The following is a 23067-nucleotide window of genomic DNA, read 5'->3' on the forward strand; positions in this document are numbered from 1 at the left end:
GGATGTCTGTGTACCCAAATCGTTCACTTATCAAAACCCGGGCCCCCTGCTAGCCTTTCGCGCAGACTCTTCGGGCGTATATCGGTCCAGTTCTGTTCGATGTAATCCAGGCACGCTGCGCGGTCGGCTTCCCCATAAACCACCCGCCAGCCCGCGGGAACGTCGGCAAACGCCGGCCACAGGCTGTGCTGCTCCTCGTCGTTCACCAAGACGAGAAAGCTGCCATTGTCATCATCGAACGGATTGACGCTCACCAGCTCCCCATACCTACGTTGAGTGTTGAATCCAACTGCCCAAACGATACTGGAGGTCCATAGACTGAGTCTGGCGTTTCGTCAAACTTCCTGACTCCACCCGTCAGACCTGACATGACCCAGTTCCGGGCTCCGGCGCTGGTCAGCTTGGATCTGCCCTCCGCGGCGCCGCGGCATGGCTCCCTGACGTCGGGTAACCGAGGTCACACGCCCGCAACAATCACCGTGATTCGCCGGGCACCGTTGCCCGGTGTGTTATGCGTGCAGCTATTCGCCGGTCACAGCAGTCCGATGAGCTCTAGGTCGGTTGCGTATTTGATGATTGTCGGCGCTGAGACGTGCGGGATGTCGTTGTCAGCGCCTATTTTGGCTTCTTGCACCGCAGCACGGAATCGGTCCGCCGACGCCAGGGATCCACACACCGGCTCGATCGGTTCCAAATCCGTATGCAATAACAACATCAATACTTCGAGAACCGAGTTTTGCCGCTGCCGATCTGGCAACTCACGCAACCCCGCCTCAAACCGCGACAACCACTCGTTAAAGTCGTCGATCCGCTCGATCGGATAACCTGCGTCAATTAGCCAATCCGCATACTCATCGAGCCCGATACCGTCATCATGCGGATTCATCACGTGATAAGTCTCGAATCCCTCCACGACGGCGGCGCCCAACGTGGCGATCGCCTCAGCGACAAACCCCACCGGCAACCCATCAAAGTGCGAACGCTGCCGCTGCCCTTGGGCATCCAGCTGATAAAACGATGCCGGTGCCACGCCGGTGGCCACCAAACTCAACACCATTCGCGTGAACATATCCGCAACGTTGAACTGACCGGCATACGCGGTATCTACCAAAATCACGTCACAGCGAAACACCGAAACGGGCAAACCACAAAGATCATGGGCCTCGCGCAATAACACTTCTCCGGCCCACTTACTGTTGCCATAACCGTTAGCCAAACTTCCGTCAATTACTCGAGTCGGGCTAATCACCCGAATATCGGCATCCTCGGTAAACGCCGACGGCTCGACCTGACGGCCCACATCCGCGGTCGATACGTATGCATACGGCTTGAGCCTGTTCGTCAGCGCCAACCGGATCAACTCGCCGGTGCCCACTACATTGGGCTCGAACAACTCGCTGTACGGCAACACCGCGTTGACCAACGCCGCCGAGTCAATAATCAAGTCCACCGACTCGGCCAGTCGTTGCCACACGTGCTCATCTAGACCCAGATTGGCTTCGCCCTTGTCACCGGCGATGACCTCCAAATGGCCGGCCGCCAACTCCCGGAAATGCCGCAACAATTTCTCGTCGCCGCTGTCGAAAGTCTTATCCAGGCGAGCCCAGGCGTCCTCATCGGACTTCGCCCGCACCAAACAGATCAGCTTGCCCCCGCCAAGCTCCATTTGCTCAAGCCACTGTAACACCAGGTAACGTCCGATGAATCCGGTCGCCCCGGTCAACAAGACCGTGCGGATCTCGCCATTCGGCGCGGGCAGCGTCGGGGCGGTGGTCAGCGTGGTGTCGTCGATGAACTTGTCCAGTGTCAGATCACTGGCATGCACCTCGGTGGCATCCTGGCCGTGCACCGCCGCGAAGTGTGCGCTACCGGCCGCGTTGACCGCAAGATCTGCGCCCGACGCACCAGCGTGCACCAGCAGGCTCAAGCTGCGTACCGTCGGCGCATCGAACAAACTGCGCACCCCGAGCTGGACACCCAGCACGGTGTTGATCGCGGCCGTCACCCGCATCGCCGACAATGAGTTCCCACCCAGGTCGAAGAAGGAGTCCTCCACCCCCACGCGCTCGAGTTCAAGCACGTGGGCGTAGATCCCGGCAAGGGTCTCCTCGATCGGGCTGGCCGGGGCGCGGTAACTGTGGGCGTCTTGGTATTCCGGTGCCGGCAACGCCCGCTTGTCGAGCTTCCCGTTGACCGTCAATGGCAACGCCTCTACCGGCACCACTGCGGCCGGGACCATGTACGACGGCAATCGCTCCGCCAATTGCGTGCGTAGCTCGGCCGGGTCTGCGGTGCCGGTGATGTAACCGATCAGGCGCTTGTCACCGGGGCGGTCCTCGCGGGCGATCACCGCCACCTGCCCCACGCCGTCGAGCTCCGCCAGGGCCGCCTGTATCTCACCGAGTTCGATGCGGTGGCCGCGGATTTTGACCTGCTCGTCGGTGCGCCCCAGGTATTGCAGCTGTCCATCGCTGCCCCACCGCACCAAGTCGCCGGTGCGATACATCCTGTCACCAGCGTCGCCGAACGGGCACGCCACAAATCGCGACGCCGTCAACCCGGACCGTCGCGCATACCCGACGCCTACGGCGCGGCCAGCGATGTACAGCTCACCCACTACTCCGGCCGGTACCGGACGCAACCATCCGTCCAGCACGAACAACGCCGTACCCGGTAGCGGCGAACCAATCGGCGGCACACCGGATCCCGCGGTGAGCGGCGCACTCAACGTCACCCACATCGTTGCTTCGGTGGGACCGTATTCGTTGATCATCACCCGACCGGGAGCCCAGCGATCCACCACCTCGGGCGGGCATGCCTCGCCACCCACCAGCAATGTCACCGACTCCAAGCCTTCGGGCGACAGAGCCCCTACCGCCGAAGGGGTTTGGCATAACACGTTGACTTGTTGGTCGATCAGCAAGGCGCGGAAGTCATCCGGCGATGCGGCCACCGACTCGGGCACCACCACCAGCCGCCCCCCGCGCAGGAGGGCGCCGTAGATCTCCCAGCCGGAGATGTCGAAGCTGTACGAGTGCCATTGCGACCACACCTGCTCCGACGCCGGGGGCAGGCCGGCGTCCAGAGAGCCGAACAGCTGGGTGACGTTGTGGTGGGCGATCGCCACACCCTTGGGTACACCCGTCGTGCCGGAGGTGTAAATGACGTAGGCGATGTCGTCAGGCGCCGGGGCCGGCAATTCCGTGGCGGGCTGGCTGTCGATTCGGGGATCGGCGATATCGACGACCGTCAGGTCGAAACCTTCCAGCCGCGATCCGAAGGCCGCGGTGGTAATCGCCGCCACTGGCGCGGCATCGCCGAGCATGAATTCCAGCCGGGCCGTCGGCACCACCGGGTCGATCGGGAGGTAGGCGGCCCCGGTCTTCAGCACCGCCAAGATCGACACAATCGCTTCGGCCGAACGCGAAAACAGCAGTGCCACACGCTCACCCGGGCCAACACCCTGCTCGGTGAGCAGGTGCGCCAACCTGTTGGCGCTCTCGTCGAGCTCGCGGTAGGTCCAGGAGCGCTCGCCGCTGTTCAGCGCGACCGCGGCGGGGGTGCGCGCAGCCTGCGCGGCGAACACCGCCGGAATCGACACCCGCGTCGAGGGCTGGGTCAGGATTGCCCGGTTACTCCACTCGTCGAGCGCGATGCGCTCGCCCTCGTCGAGCAAATCGAACGACGACAATCGGCGCGTGGGATGCGCGACCATGCCCATCACGACGCGCTGTAGCCGCTCGATCAGTGCCTCGATGCCGGCCTGGTCGAACAGCTCGGTGTCGTATTCGACCCGGAGCCCCAGCTCGTTGCCCGGAAGGGCCTGCACCGACAGCGGGTAGTGGTTGTATTCGCGGCTGTTGAACCCGACGATCGACAGTCCACTGATGCCCGCCAGTGCGGCGGTGTCTACCGGGTAGTTCTCGTACATGAAGATGGTGTCGAACAGCTGGTCGTGACCGGTGACGCGGTGGATTTCGCTCAGCGCCAGGTACTCATGCTCAAGGGTGTCGTTGTGGGCGTTTTGCAGCTGCCCGAGTAGGTCCGCGGTTGTGGTCGCCGCGCTGATTTGCGCCCGCACCGGCACCGTGTTCAGCAACAGCCCGACCATCGAGTCGGCACCGGCCACATCGGTTGGCCGGCCCGAGACCACGATGCCGAAGGCGACGTCGTGCTGGCCGGTCAGCCAGCATAGGAGCTGCGCCCACGCGGCCTGTAACACGGTGTTGACCGTGGTGTGGTGCGCACGGGCCAGCTCGCCGAGTGACCGCGTGATGTCCTCCGGCACCAGGAACGACGACACACCGCGCTGCCCCAGCGCCAGCCGTTGCGGTGGGGCGACCAAGGTGGGTGCGTCGAAGCCGGCGAACAGCTCACGCCAGGCCGCCTCGGCGGCCGCGTAATCCCGCTCGGCCAGCCAGTTCACGAACCGGCGATATGACGCGGGCGCGCCCAGCCCCTGTCCGTAATAACTGGTAAAAATCTCCTGCAGCAGGATCGGCATCGACCAGCCGTCGAGCACTATGTGGTGATTGGTCACCACAAACCGGTGCTGGTCCGCCCCAGTGCGGATCAACGCCACCCGGAAGGCAGGCTGGTTAGCCAGATCGCACACCGCGGCACGCTCGGCCTCGCACACCCGCTCAATCTGTTCTTCGATGTCGGGGTCGCCGGCGCCCAGCTGCACATACCGCCAGGCGAGGACGGGATCGGCAGGAATGATCTGCACCGGCTTGTCGAACTGATCGCAGAAGTGGGCGACCAGGTTCGGGTGCCGGGTGACCGCGGTGTGCACTGCCTCGCGCAAACGATGCGGATCGAGCCCGCCGGCCAGGGTGATATCCAGCTGTACGGCGTAGAGCTCGCTGAGATCGCTGGGGTCCTGCGCGAAGCTGGCGTGGAACAGCAGCCCCTCTTGCAATGGGGTCAGCGGCAACACATCGGCGATGTGGTGATGGCGCTCGAGTTGGTCGATCTGGCTCTGGGTCAGTCGCGCCGGGACGATGTCCGACGGGGTCAACCCACCGCCGCCGCGACGCACATAAGCGCAGATCCCGGCGAGCGCCTCGAACCATAACCGGCTCAACTCGCTGATCTGGGCGTCATCGACGGCCGACGGCGCCCATGTCCAGTTGGCCTCGAGATGGGGCCCGGCCTCGGTGTCGAGGGTGACCGCGTTCAGGTCGACGGTGTGCATCAACGGCATGGGCACCACGGTCGCCGCCCCGGCCGTCAGACCCTCGGGGCCGACCCGCCACAGCTGCTCCGACAACTCTGTGCCACCGCCCATGCGGCCCAGGTAGTTGAACCCGATCACCGGCTCCGACTCGCCCAGGTCGACCTCGGGATTCAGGTATCGCAACACGCCGTACGACAGGGGGTCGGGAAGGCCGCGCAGCTGCTCTTTGGCGTCTTTGACCAGCTTTCCCAGCGCCGCCTCACCAGCGACGACCTGTGTCCAGGACAGGCCACCGACGCGCAAAGCCACCGGGTACTTCGTGGTAAACCACCCCACGGTGCGCGACAGATCCACGTCGTCGCTCAGCTCTTCATGGCGGCCATGGCCCTCGACATCAATGCCGATCGGCGCCTCGGTGCCCAGCAGCTTGGCCCAGGCCAACCCGAACGCGATCAGCAATATGTCGTTGACCCCGGCGTGAAAGGCCGCGGGTACCTCGCCGAGGACCAGCCGTGTGGTCTCGACGTCCAAGGACACCGTCAGGTTCTTCGCGCTGTCGTAGGTGTCGTCGGCCCCCACTGCCGGCAAGGCCGCCGGCGTGGCCGAGATCTGGCGCCAGGTCTCGGCGGAGTCCACGACGGCCGCGTCGCGCGCGTGCTCGCTCAGCAGCGACGACCACCGCCGAAACGATGTCCCCACCGCGGGCAACGCCACCGGCTGACCGCTGTGATGCTGCGCCCAGGCGATGTTCAGGTCTTCAAGCAACACCCGCCACGACACTCCGTCGACTGCCAAGTGGTGAACGATCAACGCCAACTGGCTCGTCGACTCGGCCCAGACCGCGCTGAGCATCACCCCTGCGGCGGGACTCAGCTGCGAGCGGGCCGCGACCAGCGCCTCGTCGGACAGCACGTCCACCGTCTGCACACACGCACCGGCGTCGACCGTCCCCGGCTCGGGCACGGACAGCGACCAACCCCCGGCCCCGTCGTCCTCGACGCGCAGCCGCAGCATGTCGTGGCGATCCAGCAGCGCCTGCAGCACCACCACCACGTCGGCATGCGCAACGCCGGCCGGAGCGTCGACCACCACGGTCTGATTGAACTGATCGACTTGGCCGTCAACGCCATGCAGCCAGTGGATGATCGGGGTCGCATCGAGTGGGCCAACGCCATCGTCGATGAGGCCACCGGGACCGCCCGCCACCGTGGCCACTTGCGCCAGTCGGGCCACGGTCTGCTCGACGAACACATCGCGTGGCCGGCACAGCACCCCGGCCGCGCGGGCGCGCGCCGCCACCTGCATGGACAAAATGCTGTCGCCGCCCAGGTCGAAAAACGACTCGTCGACCCCAACCCGCTCGAGCCCCAACACCTGGGCGTAGATGTCGGCCAGGATCTCTTCCACCGCGGTCGACGGGGCGCGGTAGCGGTCCACATCTTGGTATTCAGGCGCCGGCAAGGCCCGCTTGTCGAGCTTGCCGTTAGGCGTCAGCGGCAGCGTCTCCAACACCACCACCGCGACCGGAACCATGTACGCCGGCAACCGCTCCGCCAATTGCGTGCGTAGCTCGGCCGGGTCTGCGCTACCGGTGATGTAGGCCACCAGCCGCTTGTCACCGGCGCGGTCCTCGCGAGCGATCACCACCGCCTGCTCGACGCCAGCCAAACCCGCTAGCGCAGTGCGGATTTCGCCCAGCTCGATGCGATAGCCGCGGATCTTGACCTGCTCATCAGCGCGCCCAAGATACTCCAGCTGCCCATCGGCGGCCCACCGCACCAAGTCCCCGGTGCGATACATCCGCGTCCCAGATCCGCCGAAGGGGCACGCCACAAACCGCGAAGCGGACAACCCGGGCCGGCCCAAATACCCGCACCCGACTCCGGTCCCGGCCACGTAGAGCTCGCCGATCACCCCGGCCGACACTCGGCGCAAACCCGCGTCGAGCACGAACAACGCCGCCCCGGACACCGGCGACCCGATCGGCACCGCCCCGGACCCCGCCTCCAGCGGCGCACTCAGCGTCGCGTACACCGTGGTCTCGGTCGGCCCGTAGCCGTTGATCATCACCCGCCCGGGCGCCCATCGATCGACTACCTCGCTCGGGCAGGCTTCACCGGCAACCACCAGCGCCGCCGACTCCAAGCCCTCCGGCACCAATGCCGCTAGCGCAGTGGGTGTTTGGCTCAATACGCTGACCTGCTTGGCCACCAGCAACGCATGCAGTTCTTCCGGCGAACCGGCCACCGATTCGGGCACCACCACCAGTTGGCCGCCGCCAAGTAGCGGTCCCCAGATCTCCCACACCGAGTAGTCGAACGCGAGCGAGTGACACTGCGTCCATACACCCGCGCGGTCCAGACCGTCGTCGAGTGATTCGAACAGCCGGGTCACGTTGTGATGGGTGACGGCAACACCTTTGGGCACGCCGGTGGTTCCCGACGTGTAGATGATGTGGGCGATGTCGTCAGGAGCCGGCGCCGGGAGCGCCGTGCTGGGCTCCGCGGCGACCCGCGGATCGTCGACATCAAGGACAGTCAGGCGAAACCCGTCCAGCCGTGACCGCAGATCCGCGGTGGTGAGAACGGCGATGGGGGCGGCATCGTCGATGACAAACTTCAGCCGCGCCGCCGGCACCACCGGGTCGATCGGCAGGTACGCCGCCCCGGCCTTCAGCACCGCCAGGATCGCCACGATCGCCTCGGCGGAACGCGAAAAGAGCAGCGCCACATACTGTCCCGGGCCAACGCCCTGGCTGACCAGCAGGTGTGCCAGCCGGTTGGCATCCTCGTCGAGTTCCCGGTAGGTCCACGACTGCTCGCCACAACTCAGCGCCACGGCATCTGGAACCCGCGCGACCTGTGCGGCGAAGACCGCCGGGATTGACACCGGGTTTGTGGGCCGGGTCAGGACGGCACGGTTGCCCCACTCGTCGAGCCCAGCATGTTCATCGGCGTCTAGGAGGTCAAGAGAAAGGAGTCGCCGGCTTGGGTCGGCGCTCATGAAGCCTGTCCGGAATCGGCAGTCATCGCTACCAGTACGCGCTGGAGTCGTTGGATGAGTTTCTCGATGCGGGCGGTGGTGAACAGCTCGGTGTCGTATTCGACGCGCAGGCCGATCTCGTGACCCGGAACGGCTTGCACCGTCAGCGGGTAGTGGTTGTACTCGTGGCTGCTGAAGTCGGTCACGGCCAATCCGTCAGCGCCAAGTAGTGCGCCGGTCTCGATGGGGTAGTTCTCGTAGACGAACAGGGTGTCGAAGAGCTGGTCGTGGCCGGTCAGGCGGTGAATCTCGCTGAGCGCCAGGTGCTGGTGCTCCAGGGTGTCGTTGTAGGCGCCCTGCAGCTGCTCCAGCAGATCGCCGATGGTGGTGGCCGCGTTGATGCTGGCCCGCACCGGCACCGTGTTGATCAACAACCCGACCATCGACTCCGCGCCGGCCACCTCGGTCGGCCGCCCCGACACCGCGGTACCAAAGGCCACGTCTTGCCGCCCGGTCAGCCAGCACAGCAGCTGCGCCCAGGCCGCCTGCAGCACGGTATTGACCGTGGTGTGGCACGAGCGCGCCAACTCCCCTAGCGCAGCAGTGGTTTCGGCGGGCACCGTAAACGACGCGACGTCGCGTCGCCCCAGCCGTTCGCGGCCAGGCTCCGCCACCAGCGCTGGGCTGTCGAATCCGGCGAACACCTGAGTCCAGGCCGTCTCGGCGGCGGCTTTGTCGCGCTCGGACAGCCAGGTGACATACCGGCGATACGACGTGGGCGTGCCCAGTGTGTGGCCGTAGTAGCCGGCGAAGATCTCCTGCAACAGGATCGGCTTGGACCAGCCGTCCATCACGATGTGGTGATTGGTCAGCACGAACCGATGCTGGTCGGCACCGGTACGGATCAACGCCGCCCGAAACGCGGGTTGGTTGGCCAGGTCGCAGATCGCGGCACGCTCGGCCGCGCACACCTGCTCCACCTGCGCATCGACATCGTCACCGTCGAGTTCGAGGTATTGCCAAGCCATTTCGGGGTCCGCCGACAGGATCTGCACCGGTTGGTCGTAGTGGTCGCTAAAGCGCGCCACCAGGTGCGGGTGCCGGCGCACCACAGCGTTCACTGCGTCCTGTAGTTGGCGGGAATCTAGCGATCCGGCCAAGGTGATGTCCAGCTGCACCGCGTAGAGCTCGCCCAGATCGTCAGTGCTGCCGTGGCTGATGCTGGTGTGGAACAGCAGGCCCTGCTGCAGCGGGGTCAACGGCAAGACGTCGGCGATCTGGTGCTCGCGCTCGAGCTCGTCGATCTGGTCCTGGCTCAGTCGCGCGGGAACGAGATCCGACGGGGTCAGCCCACCGCCGCCGCCGCGCACGTACGCGCAGATCCCGGCCAGCGCCTCGAACCACAACTGGTTCAGCCGACCGATGTGCGCGGCATCGACTGCCGACGCGGCCCAGGTCCAGTTGGCCTGCAAGTGCGGGCCCGCTTCGGTGTCGATCGTGGCGGCGTTGAGCTCGAGGGTGTGGGCCAGCGGCATAGCCACCACGGTGGCCGCCCCGCTCGTCAAGCCGTCGGTGCCAAGCCGCCAGAACTCGTCAGACAACTCTGCGGCACCGCCCATGCGGCCCAGGTAGTTGAACCCGATCACCGGATCCCAATCCCCCACGGCCACGTCGGAATTCAGGTACCGCAGCAGCCCGTAAGTCAGCGGGTCAGGCAGGGCACGCAACTGCTCTTTAGCCGCCTTGACCAGCGAACCCAATGCCGTTGCACCAGAAGCGATCTGGCTCCAGTCCAACCCACCGACGTTCAACGCCACCGGGTACTTGGTGGTGAACCAGCCCACCGTGCGCGACAAGTCCACGTCGGCACCGAGCTCTTCATGGCGGCCGTGTCCCTCGACGTCGATCCCGATCGCTCCCTGGGTGCCCAACAGCTCCCGCAGAGCCATCCCGAACGCAATCAGCAACACGTCGTTGACCCCGGCATGAAACGCCGCGGGCACCTCACCAAGCAGCAGCCGTGTGGTCTCGACGTCCAATTCCACCGACAAGTTCTGCGCGGTGAGGTACGTGTCCTCAGGCTGCGCCGCCGGCAGGACGGCCGGAGTCGCCGCCACCTGACGCCACGCCTCCGCTTGTTCGATCACGTCAGGGCGAAGCGCGTGCTCGCTCAGCAGCGTGGACCAGCGGGCAAACGACGTGCCACCACCCGGCAAGGCCACCGGCTGACCGCTGTGATGCTGGGCCCAGGCGATGTTGAGGTCTTCGAGCAACACCCGCCACGACACCCCATCGACCGCGAGGTGGTGAATGATCAACGCCAACTGGCCCGACGACTCCGCCCACACCGCGCTAAGCATCACTCCCGCAGCCGGATCCAGCTGTGAACGGCCCGCCACCAACGCCTCATCGGAGAGCACATCCACCGACTGCACGTGCGCCGCCACCGAGCCCGGCTCGGGCACCATCAGCGACCAACCTCCGGCCTCGTCGGTGTCTACCCGCAACCGCAGCATGGCGTGACGATCCAGCAAGCCCTGCAGCACCGCCACCACATCGGCGTGCGACACCCCTACCGGGGCATCGACCACCACCGTCTGGTTGAACTGCTCGACCGGACCCTCAACACTCTGCAACCAACGAATGATCGGCGTGGCCTCGACAGCCCCCACACCCTCATCGACAAGCGCATCGGTGTCAGTGGCCACGGTCGCCACAAGCGCCAGCCGGGCCACGGTCTGCTCAACGAAAATGTCCCGCGGGCGGCACAGCACCCCGGCCGCTCGCGCACGGGCCGCGACCTGCATCGACAAAATGCTGTCGCCACCCAGATCGAAGAAGGAGTCGTCCACCCCGACGCGCTCCAGCCCCAGCACCTGGGCGTAGATCCCCGCCAGAATTTCCTCGACGGCATTCGCCGGGGCCCGGTAGCTGCCACTGCCGTCCTGATATTCCGGCGCGGGCAACGCCCGGGTATCCAACTTGCCGTTAACCGTCAACGGCAACGCCTCGACCGCGACCACCGCCGCCGGCACCATGTACGCGGGCAACCGCTCGGCCAGTTGGGCGCGCAGATCCGCCGGGTCACCCGTGCCGGTGACATAGCCCACCAGCCGCTTGTCACCGGGGCGGTCCTCGCGGGCGATCACCACCGCCTGCTCGACCCCATCCACAGCGGCCAGCGCGGCACGCACCTCGCCGAGTTCGATGCGGTGCCCGCGGATCTTGACCTGCTCGTCAGCGCGCCCCACATAGCGCAGCTGACCGTCATCACCCCAGCGCACCAAGTCCCCAGTGCGATACATCCGATCGCCGGCGCCGGCAAACGGGCAGGCCACAAACCGCGTTGACGACAGATCGGGCCGGCCCACGTAGCCGGCCGCCAGTCCCGCACCGGCCACATACAGTTCGCCCACTACGCCGGTGGCCACTGGGCGCAGCCAACCGTCGAGGACGAAAAACCCGAGGTGAGCCAACGGCACTCCGATCGGGCTCACGGTGCTCTCGACGTCGCTGTCCACGATCTCGCGGAACGACGCGTGCACCGTGGTCTCGGTGATGCCATACATGTTGATCAGCCGCGGCGGCCCCGGGTGGTTGTGCAGCCACGTCGAAAGCCGTTGAGGCTCAAGGGCTTCCCCACCAAACACCACCGTCTGCAACTTGAGCTGGTGACCCAGCTCCGGTGAGAGCGAATCGGCGGTCTGCAGCGCATAAAATGCCGACGGCGTCTGGCTCAACACACCGACCTGCTCGGCTGCGAGTAGGGCGTGCAGGTCCTCGGGCGAGCGCACCACCGCATCGGGAACCACGACGATCCGGCCACCACCAAGTAGCGCTCCGAAGATCTCCCACACCGAGAAGTCGAAGGCCAGCGAATGGCACTGCGACCACACCTGGCCCAGTTCCAGCTCGGCATCCAGCGCCTCGAGCAGTCGGATGACGTTGCGGTGCGTGACCGCCACACCCTTGGGCGTACCGGTAGTTCCCGACGTGTAGATGATGTACGCGATTTCGTCGGCGGCCGGCGCCAACAGCGCCGACCCGGGCTGGGCCGCGATAGCGGGGTCGTTGACATCGACGACCGCGAGATCACACCCCTCGAAGCGGGAGCGAAGGTCGGCAGTGGTGACGGCGGCGATCGGGGCCGAATCGCCGATCATGAACTGCATGCGCGACGACGGATGCGCGGGGTCCAGCGGCAGATAGGCCGCACCGGTCTTGAGCACAGCCATGATCGACACGACCGCCTCGATCGAACGCGGCAGCAGCAATGCGACCCGTTCACCGGGCCCCACACCGTGATCTATCAGCCTGTGCGCCAACCGATTCGACGCCTCATCCAACTGGCGATACGTCATCGAGGTGCCCTGGAAGCTCAGCGCCACCGCATCGGGGATACGCGCCACCTGCCCGGCGAACAAGACGGGAATCGACACCGCCATGCCTGCCTGCTGAGTCAACACGGCGCGGTTGCCCCATGCATCGAGCCGGTCGTGCTCGCTGTCGCCGAGCAGATCGATCGACGACAGGCGCCGCTGCGGGTCGGCGGTCATGGCCTCCAAGACGCGCTCAAGGCTCGCGATGAGCGCCTCGACGCCGGCCGCGTCGAACTGCGTCGTGTCGTATTCGACGCGGAAACCCAACTCGGTGCCCGGGTGGGCCACCATCGTCAGCGGGTAGTGGTTGTATTCACGGCTGCTGAAGTCGGTGATGGCCAGCCCGTTGATCTCGCCCAACGCTGAGGCGTCGACCGGGTAGTTCTCGTAGACGAACAACGTGTCGAACAGTTGGTCCACCCCGGTGATCCGGTGGATGTCGCGCAGCGCCAAATGCTGGTGCTCGACGGTGTCGTTGTAAGCGTTCTGCAGTTGATCGAGCAACTCCGCGGTCGTCGCGGCGGCGGTCAGATCCGCGCGCACCGGCACCGTGTTGATCAACAGGCCCACCATCGACTCCGCGCCGACCATGTCGGTCGGGCGCCCCGAGACGGCCGCACCGAACGCCACATCGCGCTGGCCGGTCAGCCCGCACAACAGCTGTGCCCACGCCGCCTGCAGGACGGTGTTGACCGTGGTGCGCTGCGAGCGAGCCAGCTCACTGAGGGCGGCCGTGGTCTCAGCGGATACCCGGAACGAGTTCACACCGCGCCTGCCCAGACTTAACCGGTCCGGTTGACCCACCAAGGTGGGGGTGTCGAACCCGGCCAGCACCTGACCCCAGGCCGCTTCGGCGGCCGACTGGTCGTGCTCGGCCAGCCAGGTCACAAACCGGCGATACGGAATCGGCGCGCCCAGGTGGTGCCCGTAGTAGCCGGCGAAGATCTCCTGCAGCAGGATCGGCATCGACCAGCCATCGAGCACGATGTGATGGAAGGTCAACACAAACCGGTGCACATCGTCGCCGGTGCGGATCAACGCACCCCGAAATGCCGAGTGGCCGGCCACATCGCACACCGCGGCACGCTCGGCCGCAGCCATCCGATCAACCTGCTCGCCAACATCGGAGCCGTCGAATTCGACGTACTGCCAAGCCATTTCAGGGTCGGCAGGGATGATCTGCAGCGGCTCGTCGTACTGGTCGCTGAACCGCGCCACCAAGTGCGGGTGCCGGCGGACCACCGTCTGCACCGCCTCCCGCAGACGCTGCGGATCAAGCACGCCGGCCAACGTGATGTCCAGCTGCATCGCGTAAAGCTCGCCCAGATCGGCGTTGTCGTCGGCGGCGCTGGTGTGGAAGAACAGGCCCTGTTGCAACGGCGTCAGCGGCAACACATCGGCGAACTGGCACTGCTGGCGTAGCTGGTCGATTTGTTCCTGGCTCATTCGCGCAGGGGCGAGATCGGACGGGGTCAGCCCGCCGCCGCCGCCGCGCACGTGCGCGCAGATGCCGGCCAAAGCCTCGAACCACAACCGGCTGAGGCGTTCGATTTGCGCGTCGTCCAGCGCCGAGGGGGTCCACGTCCAGTTGGCCTGCAGATGCGGGCCTTCGTCGGTGTCCACGGTGGCGGCGTTCACTTCCGCGGTGTGCATCAACGGCATGTCCACCACGGTGGCCGCCCCGCTGAACAAGCCGTCGGGGCCGACGCGCCAGAACTGGTCGGACAACTCCGCAGCGCCACCCATGCGGCCCAGGTAGTTGAACCCGATCACCGGCTCGGGACCGGACAGATCCACCTCGGAGTTCAGGTATCGCAACAGCCCATATGACAACGGATCGGGCAGGGCGCGCAGCTGCTCCTTGGCGCTTTTCACCAGCGCGCCCAACGATGCGCCACCGGAGGTCACCTGGCCCCAGTCCAGCTCACCGACGGTCAGCGCCACGGGGTACTTGGTGGTAAACCACCCGACCGTCCGCGACAGGTCCACGTCCGCGGCCAGCTCTTCGTGGCGGCCATGGCCCTCAACATCGATGCCGATCGGCCCCTGTGTGCCCAGCAGCTTGGCCCAGGCCATGCCGAAGGCGATCAGCAGGATGTCGTTGACCCCGGCGTGGAACGCCGCGGGCACCTCACCGAGCAACTGCCGTGTGGTCTCGACGTCCAACGACACCGACAGGTTGTGCGCCGTCTCGTAGGTGTCGCCTTCACCCACCGCCGGCAGGGCCGCCGGAGTGGCCGCCACCTGGCGCCACACCTCGGCGGAATCGACAACCGCTGCGTCGCGGGCATATTCGCTCAGCCGCGAAGACCAGCGCGCAAACGACGTGCCACCGCCAGGCACCGCCACCGGCTGACCGCTGTGATGCTGGATCCACGCGATGTTCAGGTCTTCGAGCAACACCCGCCACGACACCCCGTCGACCGCGAGGTGGTGAATGATCAACGCCAACTGGCTCGTCGGCTCGGCCCACACCGCGCTAAGCATCTGTCCCGCAGCCGGATTCAGCTGCGAGCGGGCCGCCACGAGCGCCTCGTCGGACAGCGCGTCCACCGACCGCACACACCCCGCGGCGTCCACAGACCCGACGTCGGGCACCGTCAGCAACCAGCCGCCGGCCTCGTCGCCGTCGACGCGCAGCCGCAGCATCGCGTGGCGATCCAACAGGCCCTGCAGCAGCACCACCACATCGGCGTGCGTCACCCCAGCCGGAGCGTCGATGACCACCGTCTGGTTGAACTGCTCGACCGGACCGTCCACGCTGTGCAGCCAATGCATGATCGGCGTCGCCTCAAGCGGGCCAATACCCTCATCGACCAAGAGGTCCTCGCCGGTGGCGACCGTGGCCACCTGCGCCAACCGGGCAACCGTCTGCTCAACAAAGATGTCGCGGGGGCGGCACAGCACCCCGGCGGCCCGGGCACGAGCGGCCACCTGCATCGACAAGATGCTGTCGCCGCCCAAATCGAAGAACGGCTCGTCCACCCCGACCCGCTCCAGCCCCAACACCTGGGCATAGATATCGGCCAGGATTTCCTCCACCGGGGTGGCCGGGGCGCGGTAGCGGTCCACGTCCTGGTATTCCGGTGCCGGCAATGCCCGCCGGTCGAGCTTGCCGTTCACGGTCAACGGCAGCGTCGCCAAGGCGACCACGGCGGTCGGCACCATATAGGCGGGCAACCGCTCCGACAAGGCGCTTCGCGCTGTGGCAGGGTCTGCCGCGCCGGTGATATACCCCACCAGACGCTTGTCACCGGGGCGGTCTTCGCGGGCGATCACGACCGCCTGCTCAACCCCATCCACCGCGGCCAGCGCCGCCTGGACGTCGCCGAGTTCGATGCGGTAACCGCGGATCTTGACCTGCTCATCGGCCCGGCCCAGATACCGCAGCTGCCCGTCGGCGTCCCAGCGCACCAAATCCCCGGTGCGATACATCCGGTCCCCGCCTTCGGCGAATGGGCACGCCGTGAACCGCGATGCCGTCAGCCCTGGCCGGCGGATGTAGCCCGTGCCGACACCCCGGCCTGCTACATACAACTCGCCGACCACACCGGCGGGCACCGGGCGCAACCACGGATCGAGCACAAACAGCGCCGCCCCGGGCACCGGCGAACCGATCGGCACCACGCCCGGACCCGGCTGCAGCGGCCCGCTCATCGCCGCGTACACGGTGGTCTCGGTCGGGCCGTACGCGTTGATCATCACCCGACCGGGCGACCAACGCTCGACCACCTCGGCCGGGCAGGCCTCGCCGGCCACCATCAACGCTGTCGACTCCAAGCCCTGCGGCGACAACGCTCCCACCGCGGATGGAGTCTGACCCAGCACGCTGACGTGTTCGTTGACCAGCAGCGCATGCAAGTCTTCCGGTGAGCTGGCTACCGACTCCGGCACCACCACCAACCGGCCGCCGTGTAGTAGCGCACTCCAGATCTCCCACACCGAGACGTCGAAGCTGTAGGAGTGCCACTGTGACCAAACCTGTTCCGGCGGAAGCGCATCCACCGATTCCACCAGCTGGGTGACGTTGTGGTGGGTCACGGCGACGCCCTTGGGCACGCCGGTGGTTCCGGAGGTGTAGATGATGTGGGCGATGTCGTCAGGAGACGGGAACGGTAACGCGGTGCTGGGCTGGTCATCGATACGGGAATCGTTGATGTCGATGACGGGCAGCTCGCATCCATCGAACCGGTCGGCCAGCCCGCTGGCGGTCAGGGCGACCACCGGGGCGGCATCGGCCACCATGAACCGCAGTCGCACTGGCGGCAGCCCGGGGTCGATGGGCAGGTAGGCCGCACCGGTCTTGAGCACGGCCAGGATTGCCACAATCGCCTCAGCCGACCGCGACGACAGCAGCGCTACACAACCTCCGGGGCCCACGCCGTGGTCAACCAGCAAGTGCGCCAACCGATTCGACGCTTCATCCAGCTCGCGATAGGTCAGCGACCGGTCGCCGCAGCTGAGCGCCCCCGCGTCGGGAACACGGTCAACCTGTGCCGCCCACAACGCCGGAATCGACACCGGGGTGGCCGGCTGGGACAAGACGGCGCGGTTGCCGATCTCGTCGAGCTCGGCCTGCTCGCCTGCATCAAGCAGATCAATCGAGGACAGGCGTCGTCCCGGATCGGCGGTCATCGCCGCGAGGACGCGCTCCAAGCGCTGCGCCAAATCCGCGACGTCGAAGTTCGAGAGCGGCCCACCGGCCCCGGCTGTGCTCAAAAACAGCCGGTCGCCATCGCTGGAGAAGATCAGGCCAAAGCCGCCGACCTGGCCGGAGTTGGTGTAGGACGCCGTAGCCGTCACCCCACCGAAGGGCAAGGAGAACCCTGCCGGGATGAAGTTCAGGTTGACCCGCTCGGCCAAGCGCCCCGAACCCCGGGCCTTGCGCTCCAACGCGTGCACCGGGAACCGCTGGTGCGCAACCGCTTCGCGGATTCGGGTGTCCGCGTGGGCGCACAACTCGGCCACCGTGGATCCCGGCTCCACACTGATCACCAATGGCACGACTCCGGCGACCATGCCGGGAAGCGTCTTGGCCTCCGGGGCGACGCGGCGGTTCACCGGGAAATCGAACGCCACTTCGGCGGCCTCGCCGCACCAACCGCGCACCAACAGCGCAGCTGCCGCGGTGATCACGGACGACCGGGGCACATCCCATTTGCGAGCCAGCTCTTCAACCCGGCTGACCACCGCTGGGTCGATCTCCACCGGTGCCGACGGCCACGGATCGCGCTCGCTGTCGCCCTCATCGAGCCCGTAGTCGCTGGGGCTTTCGGCGGGTAGATTCTGCGACCAGTACGCTTCATCTTCGCGATACTCGTCGGAAGCCTCGTATGCCAGTTCGCTGTCGACCAGGTCCTGCAACGAGCCGAATAGACCCGGCGGTAAAGGTGCGCCGGAAACAATCGCCGAATAAACAGAGGCGATGCGCTGCCCCACCAGAACTACGCCGGTGCCGTCGATGGCAATGTGGTGAGCACACGCCAACAGATAAAATTCGTCGGGCCGCGTCTTGAATAATGCGAATTTGAACAACGGACCGGTCAACGGCATTGGCGTGCGCTGTATCGACAGCGCCATCTCGCGGGCCTCTTGGACCGGGTGATCGGAACCGCTCAGATCGTAATAGGCCAGCTCGACATCCGGATATTCAACCGCCCGCTGAAAAACGCGGCCTTCGACCTCAAAAAATGCGGCCCGAGCCGGCTCGGACTCCTGCACCACCCGCCGGATCGCCCACTCCAGCGAACCCCGCTGAACTACACCGTCGATCCGAACAAAAAGGCCGAGCTGCCACTCGACAGAAGACAAGCCCGTCTCCTGGGCAAGCCAAATGTCCAACTGCGCCCGCGTTAGCGGGAACGCAAGGTCATCGACTTCCATCGGATTCCCCCAAAGCCCCGCTGCCGGGCTATCGATTTCGACCCGCCCCCCCCAGAGCTCCACTGGACCTCCCATACCCAGCTGACTCACTTACCAAAACCCCGGCCCGCTGCCAGCCTTTCGCGCAAGCTCTTCGGGCGTATATCGGTCCAGTTCTGCTCGATATAGTCCAAGCACGCGGCGCGGTCGGCCTCGCCATAAACCACCCGCCAGCCGGCAGGAACGTCGGCAAACACCGGCCACAGACTGTGCTGTTCTTCGTCGTTGACCAAGACGACAAAGCTGCCATTGTCATCATCGAACGGGTTGATGCTCACAGTTCTCCAGGACGTCTAGTCGAGATGATGGAACCGTCTCAAAACGATACTGGAGGTCAACAGGGTCAGTCGGCGCTTTTAACAAACTTCCTGGTGTGACACCTATTTAGCACCCGCGACCGTACTCAGCAATTCGTACGACGCTAGCGGCTGTCGCCACCGCACTCAAGGCCATGACCTGCAGTGACGCCCCAGACTTATGACGGGCGCCACATCCGCGCAGTTTCCGCGGCGCCCCCGTGACCAGCACAAACGCACACAGTGGCATAGAGCGCGCAGGAGCCCAAATGTGGCCGACTCCACACCGCTCTGCGTTACCCCCGCGCAGGAAAACCCGTGTGCGCCAGGCGAAATGCGCAGATGCATACCCAGCGACCGATTGGATCCGGTTTGTCCGGTCATCGCCAGGCACTTGCTGAGTTTTCCGAACGTTTGGCCTTTAGCGACGCGAAGCCGATGCCCGTCACCATGGGCACGGCCTGGTTTACCTGCGCATGACGGGTTACTTTCGCGACTTTACGCACGCGGTATGCATAAGCCTCCTATCGCCTTGCGAAAGCACCGATATGGAGCCGGCGAGCATGGTTTACTCTTCGGGACCGGGCTGCGCTCCGCGAGCGCCGCACGTTTGAGGTGACCGCCGCGAGGGCCAGCCTGCGACGTCCGCCACATTCGATGTAACGTCAACGTGTCGCGGCCGATTGACTAGATACGTGATCGTGGTCTAGCTACATGATCGAACGACCGGAACACGCAGGGGTGTGGGAACGGGTGGAAGGTTAGGTGCGGTGGTCGAACGCAGTGTGCGCGACGTCGAGTGGCCCTCGTCCGATGCCACGGTCGCAGGGGACCAAGGCTTGAGCGAGTCTTCACCTGCGCCTGAAGCACGGGGTACCACCCGGATGAGGCACCGCAAATGGGGGTTTGCGGCGGGCCGGCTGCTCAAGCGCACGTGGATTCCCCTTGTCATCGTGACCGTCGTCGTCGCCGGAGGTTTGACAGTCGGGCGGCTGCACGGCATCTTCGGATCCGAGAAACGTCCCGCGTACGCCGACACCAAAATCAACGACAACAAGCCCTTCGAGCCGAAGCGCATTACGTACGAGGTTTTCGGCCCACCCGGGACCGTGGCGGACATCGGTTATTTCGACACTGATGCCAATCCACAGCGGGTTGAGGGGGCACACCTGCCGTGGAAGATCGTTCTCACCACTACGAAGCCAACGATTGTGGGGAATCTGGTGGCACAGGGCAATACTGACAGCATTGGCTGTCGCATTCTGATCGGCGACGACGTCAAAGCCGACAAAGTGTCGAACGAAGTAAGCGCCTTTGTGTACTGCATGTTGAAGTCCGGATGAGCGCTGTGGACGTCGACACCACGCACGCAGCTCAACCGTTCATTGCGCGGAATATCCGCCGTTTTTCGGTATTCATCATTTTGGGATGGCTGGCAATTGTCGTCAGTTTGACGCTTTTCGTCCCTCCGCTGGAGAAGGTCGAAGCCGAACATCTTGTATCGCTGACGCCTAACGATGCACCCTCTATTCAGGCGTTGAATCGCCTCAACGAGGATTTCAAGTCCCCTTTTTCCGGCGCGGCGGCGATGATCGTCTTGGAGGGTCAGCAACCCCTGGGCGACGATGCCCATAAGTACTACGACAGCATCATTCGCCAAATGCGTGCCGATCCGACCCATGTACAGCACATTCAGGATTATTGGGGCGACCCACTTACCCAGGCCGCCGCGATCAGCGCCGACGGTAAGGCCGCATATGTGGAATTGACCCTCGCCGGCAACCCGGGTCAGGTGCTGGGTAACGAGTCGATTGCAGCCGTCCGGAACATTATCGGGCGGACGCCGGCGCCACCGGGCGTGAAGGCGTTTCTCACCGGTCCCGCGGCCGTCGTTGCGGACATGGGCAACAGCGGTGACCGGACGATCGCCATCGTGACGCTGGTCAGCATCGCTGTCATCTTCATTACCTTGCTGCTCGTTTACCGTTCGATTTTCACCGTCGTCATCTTGCTGGTGATGGTGTTCGTCGAGTTGCAGGTGGCGCGGGGCACCGTGGCATTGATGGGTGATCTGGGACTGGTTGGTCTGACGACCTATGCCGTGAACCTGCTGGTATCTATCGGGCTCGCGGCGGGAACCGACTACGGCATCTTCTTCGTCGGCCGATATCAAGAAGCTCGGCAGGCCGGCGAGGATAAGGTCCAGGCCTTTTTCACCACTTATCACAGCACTGCCAAGGTCGTCCTGGCCTCGGGGCTGACGATCGCCGGGGCGGTCTTGTGCCTGAGCTTCACCCGGCTGCCCTACTTCCAACCCTTGGGCGTCCCTTGCGCGGTGGGCATATTTGTCGCGGTGGCGGTCGCGCTCACACTGGTTCCGGCAGTCCTGGCCGTCGGTAGCCGTTTCGGTCTTTTCGACCCCAGGCGGAAGTTCAGGGTCAGTGGATGGCGACGGATAGGCACGGCGATCGTGCGGTGGCCCGCGCCGATTCTCGTGGCCACGCTGGCCGTGACACTCATCGGCTTGTTGGCGTTGCCGGGATTCAAACCCAGCTACAACGACCAGCAATATCTTCCGAAGAACATCGCCGCTGTTCAGGGCCTGACGGCTGCCGAGCGACACTTTCCCAAATCGCGCATGATGATGCCCGAGATCCTCCTGGTCGAGGCCGACCACGACATGCGCAACCCGGCAGACTTTTTGATCTTGAATAAGTTAGCGAAAGGCGTTCTCGCCGTTCCCGGCATTTCGCGGGTGCAGGCCATCACGCGGCCCGAGGGTACCCCGATCGAGCACGCGACGATCCCGTACCTGATGAGCTTGCAGCAGGGCTTCCAGCAACAGACATTCAAGTTCCAGGAAGCCCGTATGAACGACCTGCTGACACAGGCCGATGATCTGGCGAAAATGACCGCGATCATGAAGCACATGTATGCGTTGATGTCGGAGCTCAACCGGGTCACTCACGAGATGACTGGTATTACGCACCAAGTGGAAGAAAAAACGAATGAGTTGCGGGACCATATTTCGGATTTCGAGGATTTCTTCCGCCCACTTCGCGGCTATTTCTACTGGGAAAAGCATTGCTACGACATCCCCATCTGCTTTTCGATCAGATCCATCTTTGACTCGATCGACGGCATTGACGAGATCAGCGAAAAGCTCCACCTGCTGGTCGGAGACCTCGATCAAGTAGACATCCTCATGCCGGAGTTGCTGGCGCAGTTCCCACCGCAAATCGCCATCCTGGAGTCGATGCGGACCATGCTGCTGACCATGCACAGCACCATGGCCGGAATCTTCGGCCAAATGGACAGCCAGAGCGACAATTCGTCGGCCATGGGCCAGGCATTCGACGCCTCGAAGAATGACGATTCTTTCTATCTGCCGCCGGCGGTTTTCAAGAGCCAGGGTTTCAAGGACGTCATGAAGATCTTCCTGTCGCCGGACGGGAAGGATGTCCGGATGTTCATCTCCCAGCGGGGTGACCCGGCGACAATCGACGGCATTGCGCGGGTCAACCAGATCAAGTCCGCGGCCGAAGAGGCACTCAAGGGGACCCCGCTAGAAGACTCCAAGATCTACCTCACCGGCACCGCGGCCATCACCAAAGATTTGGTGGAAGGCTCGAAGCTCGATCTCTTGATCGCCGGAGTCGCGTCAATCTGCCTGATTCTCATCATCATGCTGATCATCACGCGAAGTTTTGTCGCTGCACTGGTGATCGTCGGAACCGTGTTGATTTCGCTGGGCGCTTCCTTCGGGCTTTCGGTGCTCGTCTGGCAATATCTGCTCGGGACGCAACTCCACTGGATGGTCGTCGCGATGTCGGTGATCGTCCTACTTGCGGTGGGGTCTGACTACAACTTGCTGCTGGTATCCCGGATGAGGGAAGAAATAGCCGCGGGCTTGAACACCGGCATCATCCGCGCCATGGGCGGTACCGGTCGGGTGGTAACGAATGCGGGCCTGGTGTTCGCCTTCACCATGAGCTCCATGATTGTCAGCGACCTGCAGATCATCGGTCAGGTGGGAACGACGATCGGAATGGGCCTGCTCTTCGACACATTGATCGTGCGGGCGTTTATGACGCCGTCCGTCGCCGCACTGCTGGGGCGCTGGTTCTGGTGGCCGCAGCGGGTGCGCCCTCGCCCGGCCAGTACGTTACTTCGATCGATGGCCCCGCGTCCGGTCGTGCGCGCCCTGTTGCTCGGCCAGGGACAGCAACGGTAAGTGGCAGATTTTCAGTTGAGGATGGGGCCAATAGCCGTGGGGAGCATCGTGACACAGTGCGACAGCGTCGCCCGC

6 protein-coding genes are annotated in these 23067 nt (G+C 64.9%); 2 read left to right on the forward strand and 4 right to left on the reverse strand.

What is annotated here, in order from left to right; all coding sequences use genetic code 11:
* Window positions 1-23 precede the first annotated feature (23 nt).
* The 4 genes from MNAB215_RS26370 to MNAB215_RS26385 form a co-directional block, all read right to left on the reverse strand.
* Window positions 24-254: an MbtH family protein gene (locus MNAB215_RS26370; RefSeq protein WP_077081392.1), complete on the reverse strand. Its 231-nt coding sequence runs from the start codon at window positions 252-254 to the stop codon at window positions 24-26.
* Window positions 255-532: 278 nt separating this feature from the next.
* Window positions 533-8182, reverse strand: coding sequence for a non-ribosomal peptide synthetase (locus tag MNAB215_RS26375; RefSeq protein WP_077081393.1), 7650 nt, complete (start codon window positions 8180-8182; stop codon window positions 533-535).
* Complete coding sequence (locus MNAB215_RS26380) at window positions 8179-18423, reverse strand: non-ribosomal peptide synthetase (RefSeq protein WP_077081394.1); 10245 nt, start codon at window positions 18421-18423, stop codon at window positions 8179-8181. Before MNAB215_RS26380 ends, MNAB215_RS26375 begins: the two co-directional genes overlap by 4 nt.
* An 86-nt stretch (window positions 18424-18509) precedes the next feature.
* Complete coding sequence (locus MNAB215_RS26385) at window positions 18510-18740, reverse strand: MbtH family protein (protein WP_077081395.1); 231 nt, start codon at window positions 18738-18740, stop codon at window positions 18510-18512.
* 902 nt (window positions 18741-19642) lie between these two features.
* Between MNAB215_RS26385 and MNAB215_RS26390 the strand changes: the two genes are divergently transcribed.
* Window positions 19643-20101, forward strand: coding sequence for an MmpS family transport accessory protein (locus tag MNAB215_RS26390; protein ID WP_077081396.1), 459 nt, complete (start codon window positions 19643-19645; stop codon window positions 20099-20101).
* Window positions 20098-22992 carry an MMPL/RND family transporter gene (locus MNAB215_RS26395; protein ID WP_077081397.1) on the forward strand — a complete coding sequence of 965 codons (2895 nt, stop codon included), beginning with the start codon at window positions 20098-20100 and terminating at the stop codon, window positions 22990-22992. Before MNAB215_RS26390 ends, MNAB215_RS26395 begins: the two co-directional genes overlap by 4 nt.
* Window positions 22993-23067 lie beyond the last annotated feature (75 nt).

The sequence above is a fragment of the Mycobacterium numidiamassiliense genome (genome assembly GCF_900157365.1).
GTDB lineage: Bacteria > Actinomycetota > Actinomycetes > Mycobacteriales > Mycobacteriaceae > Mycobacterium > Mycobacterium numidiamassiliense.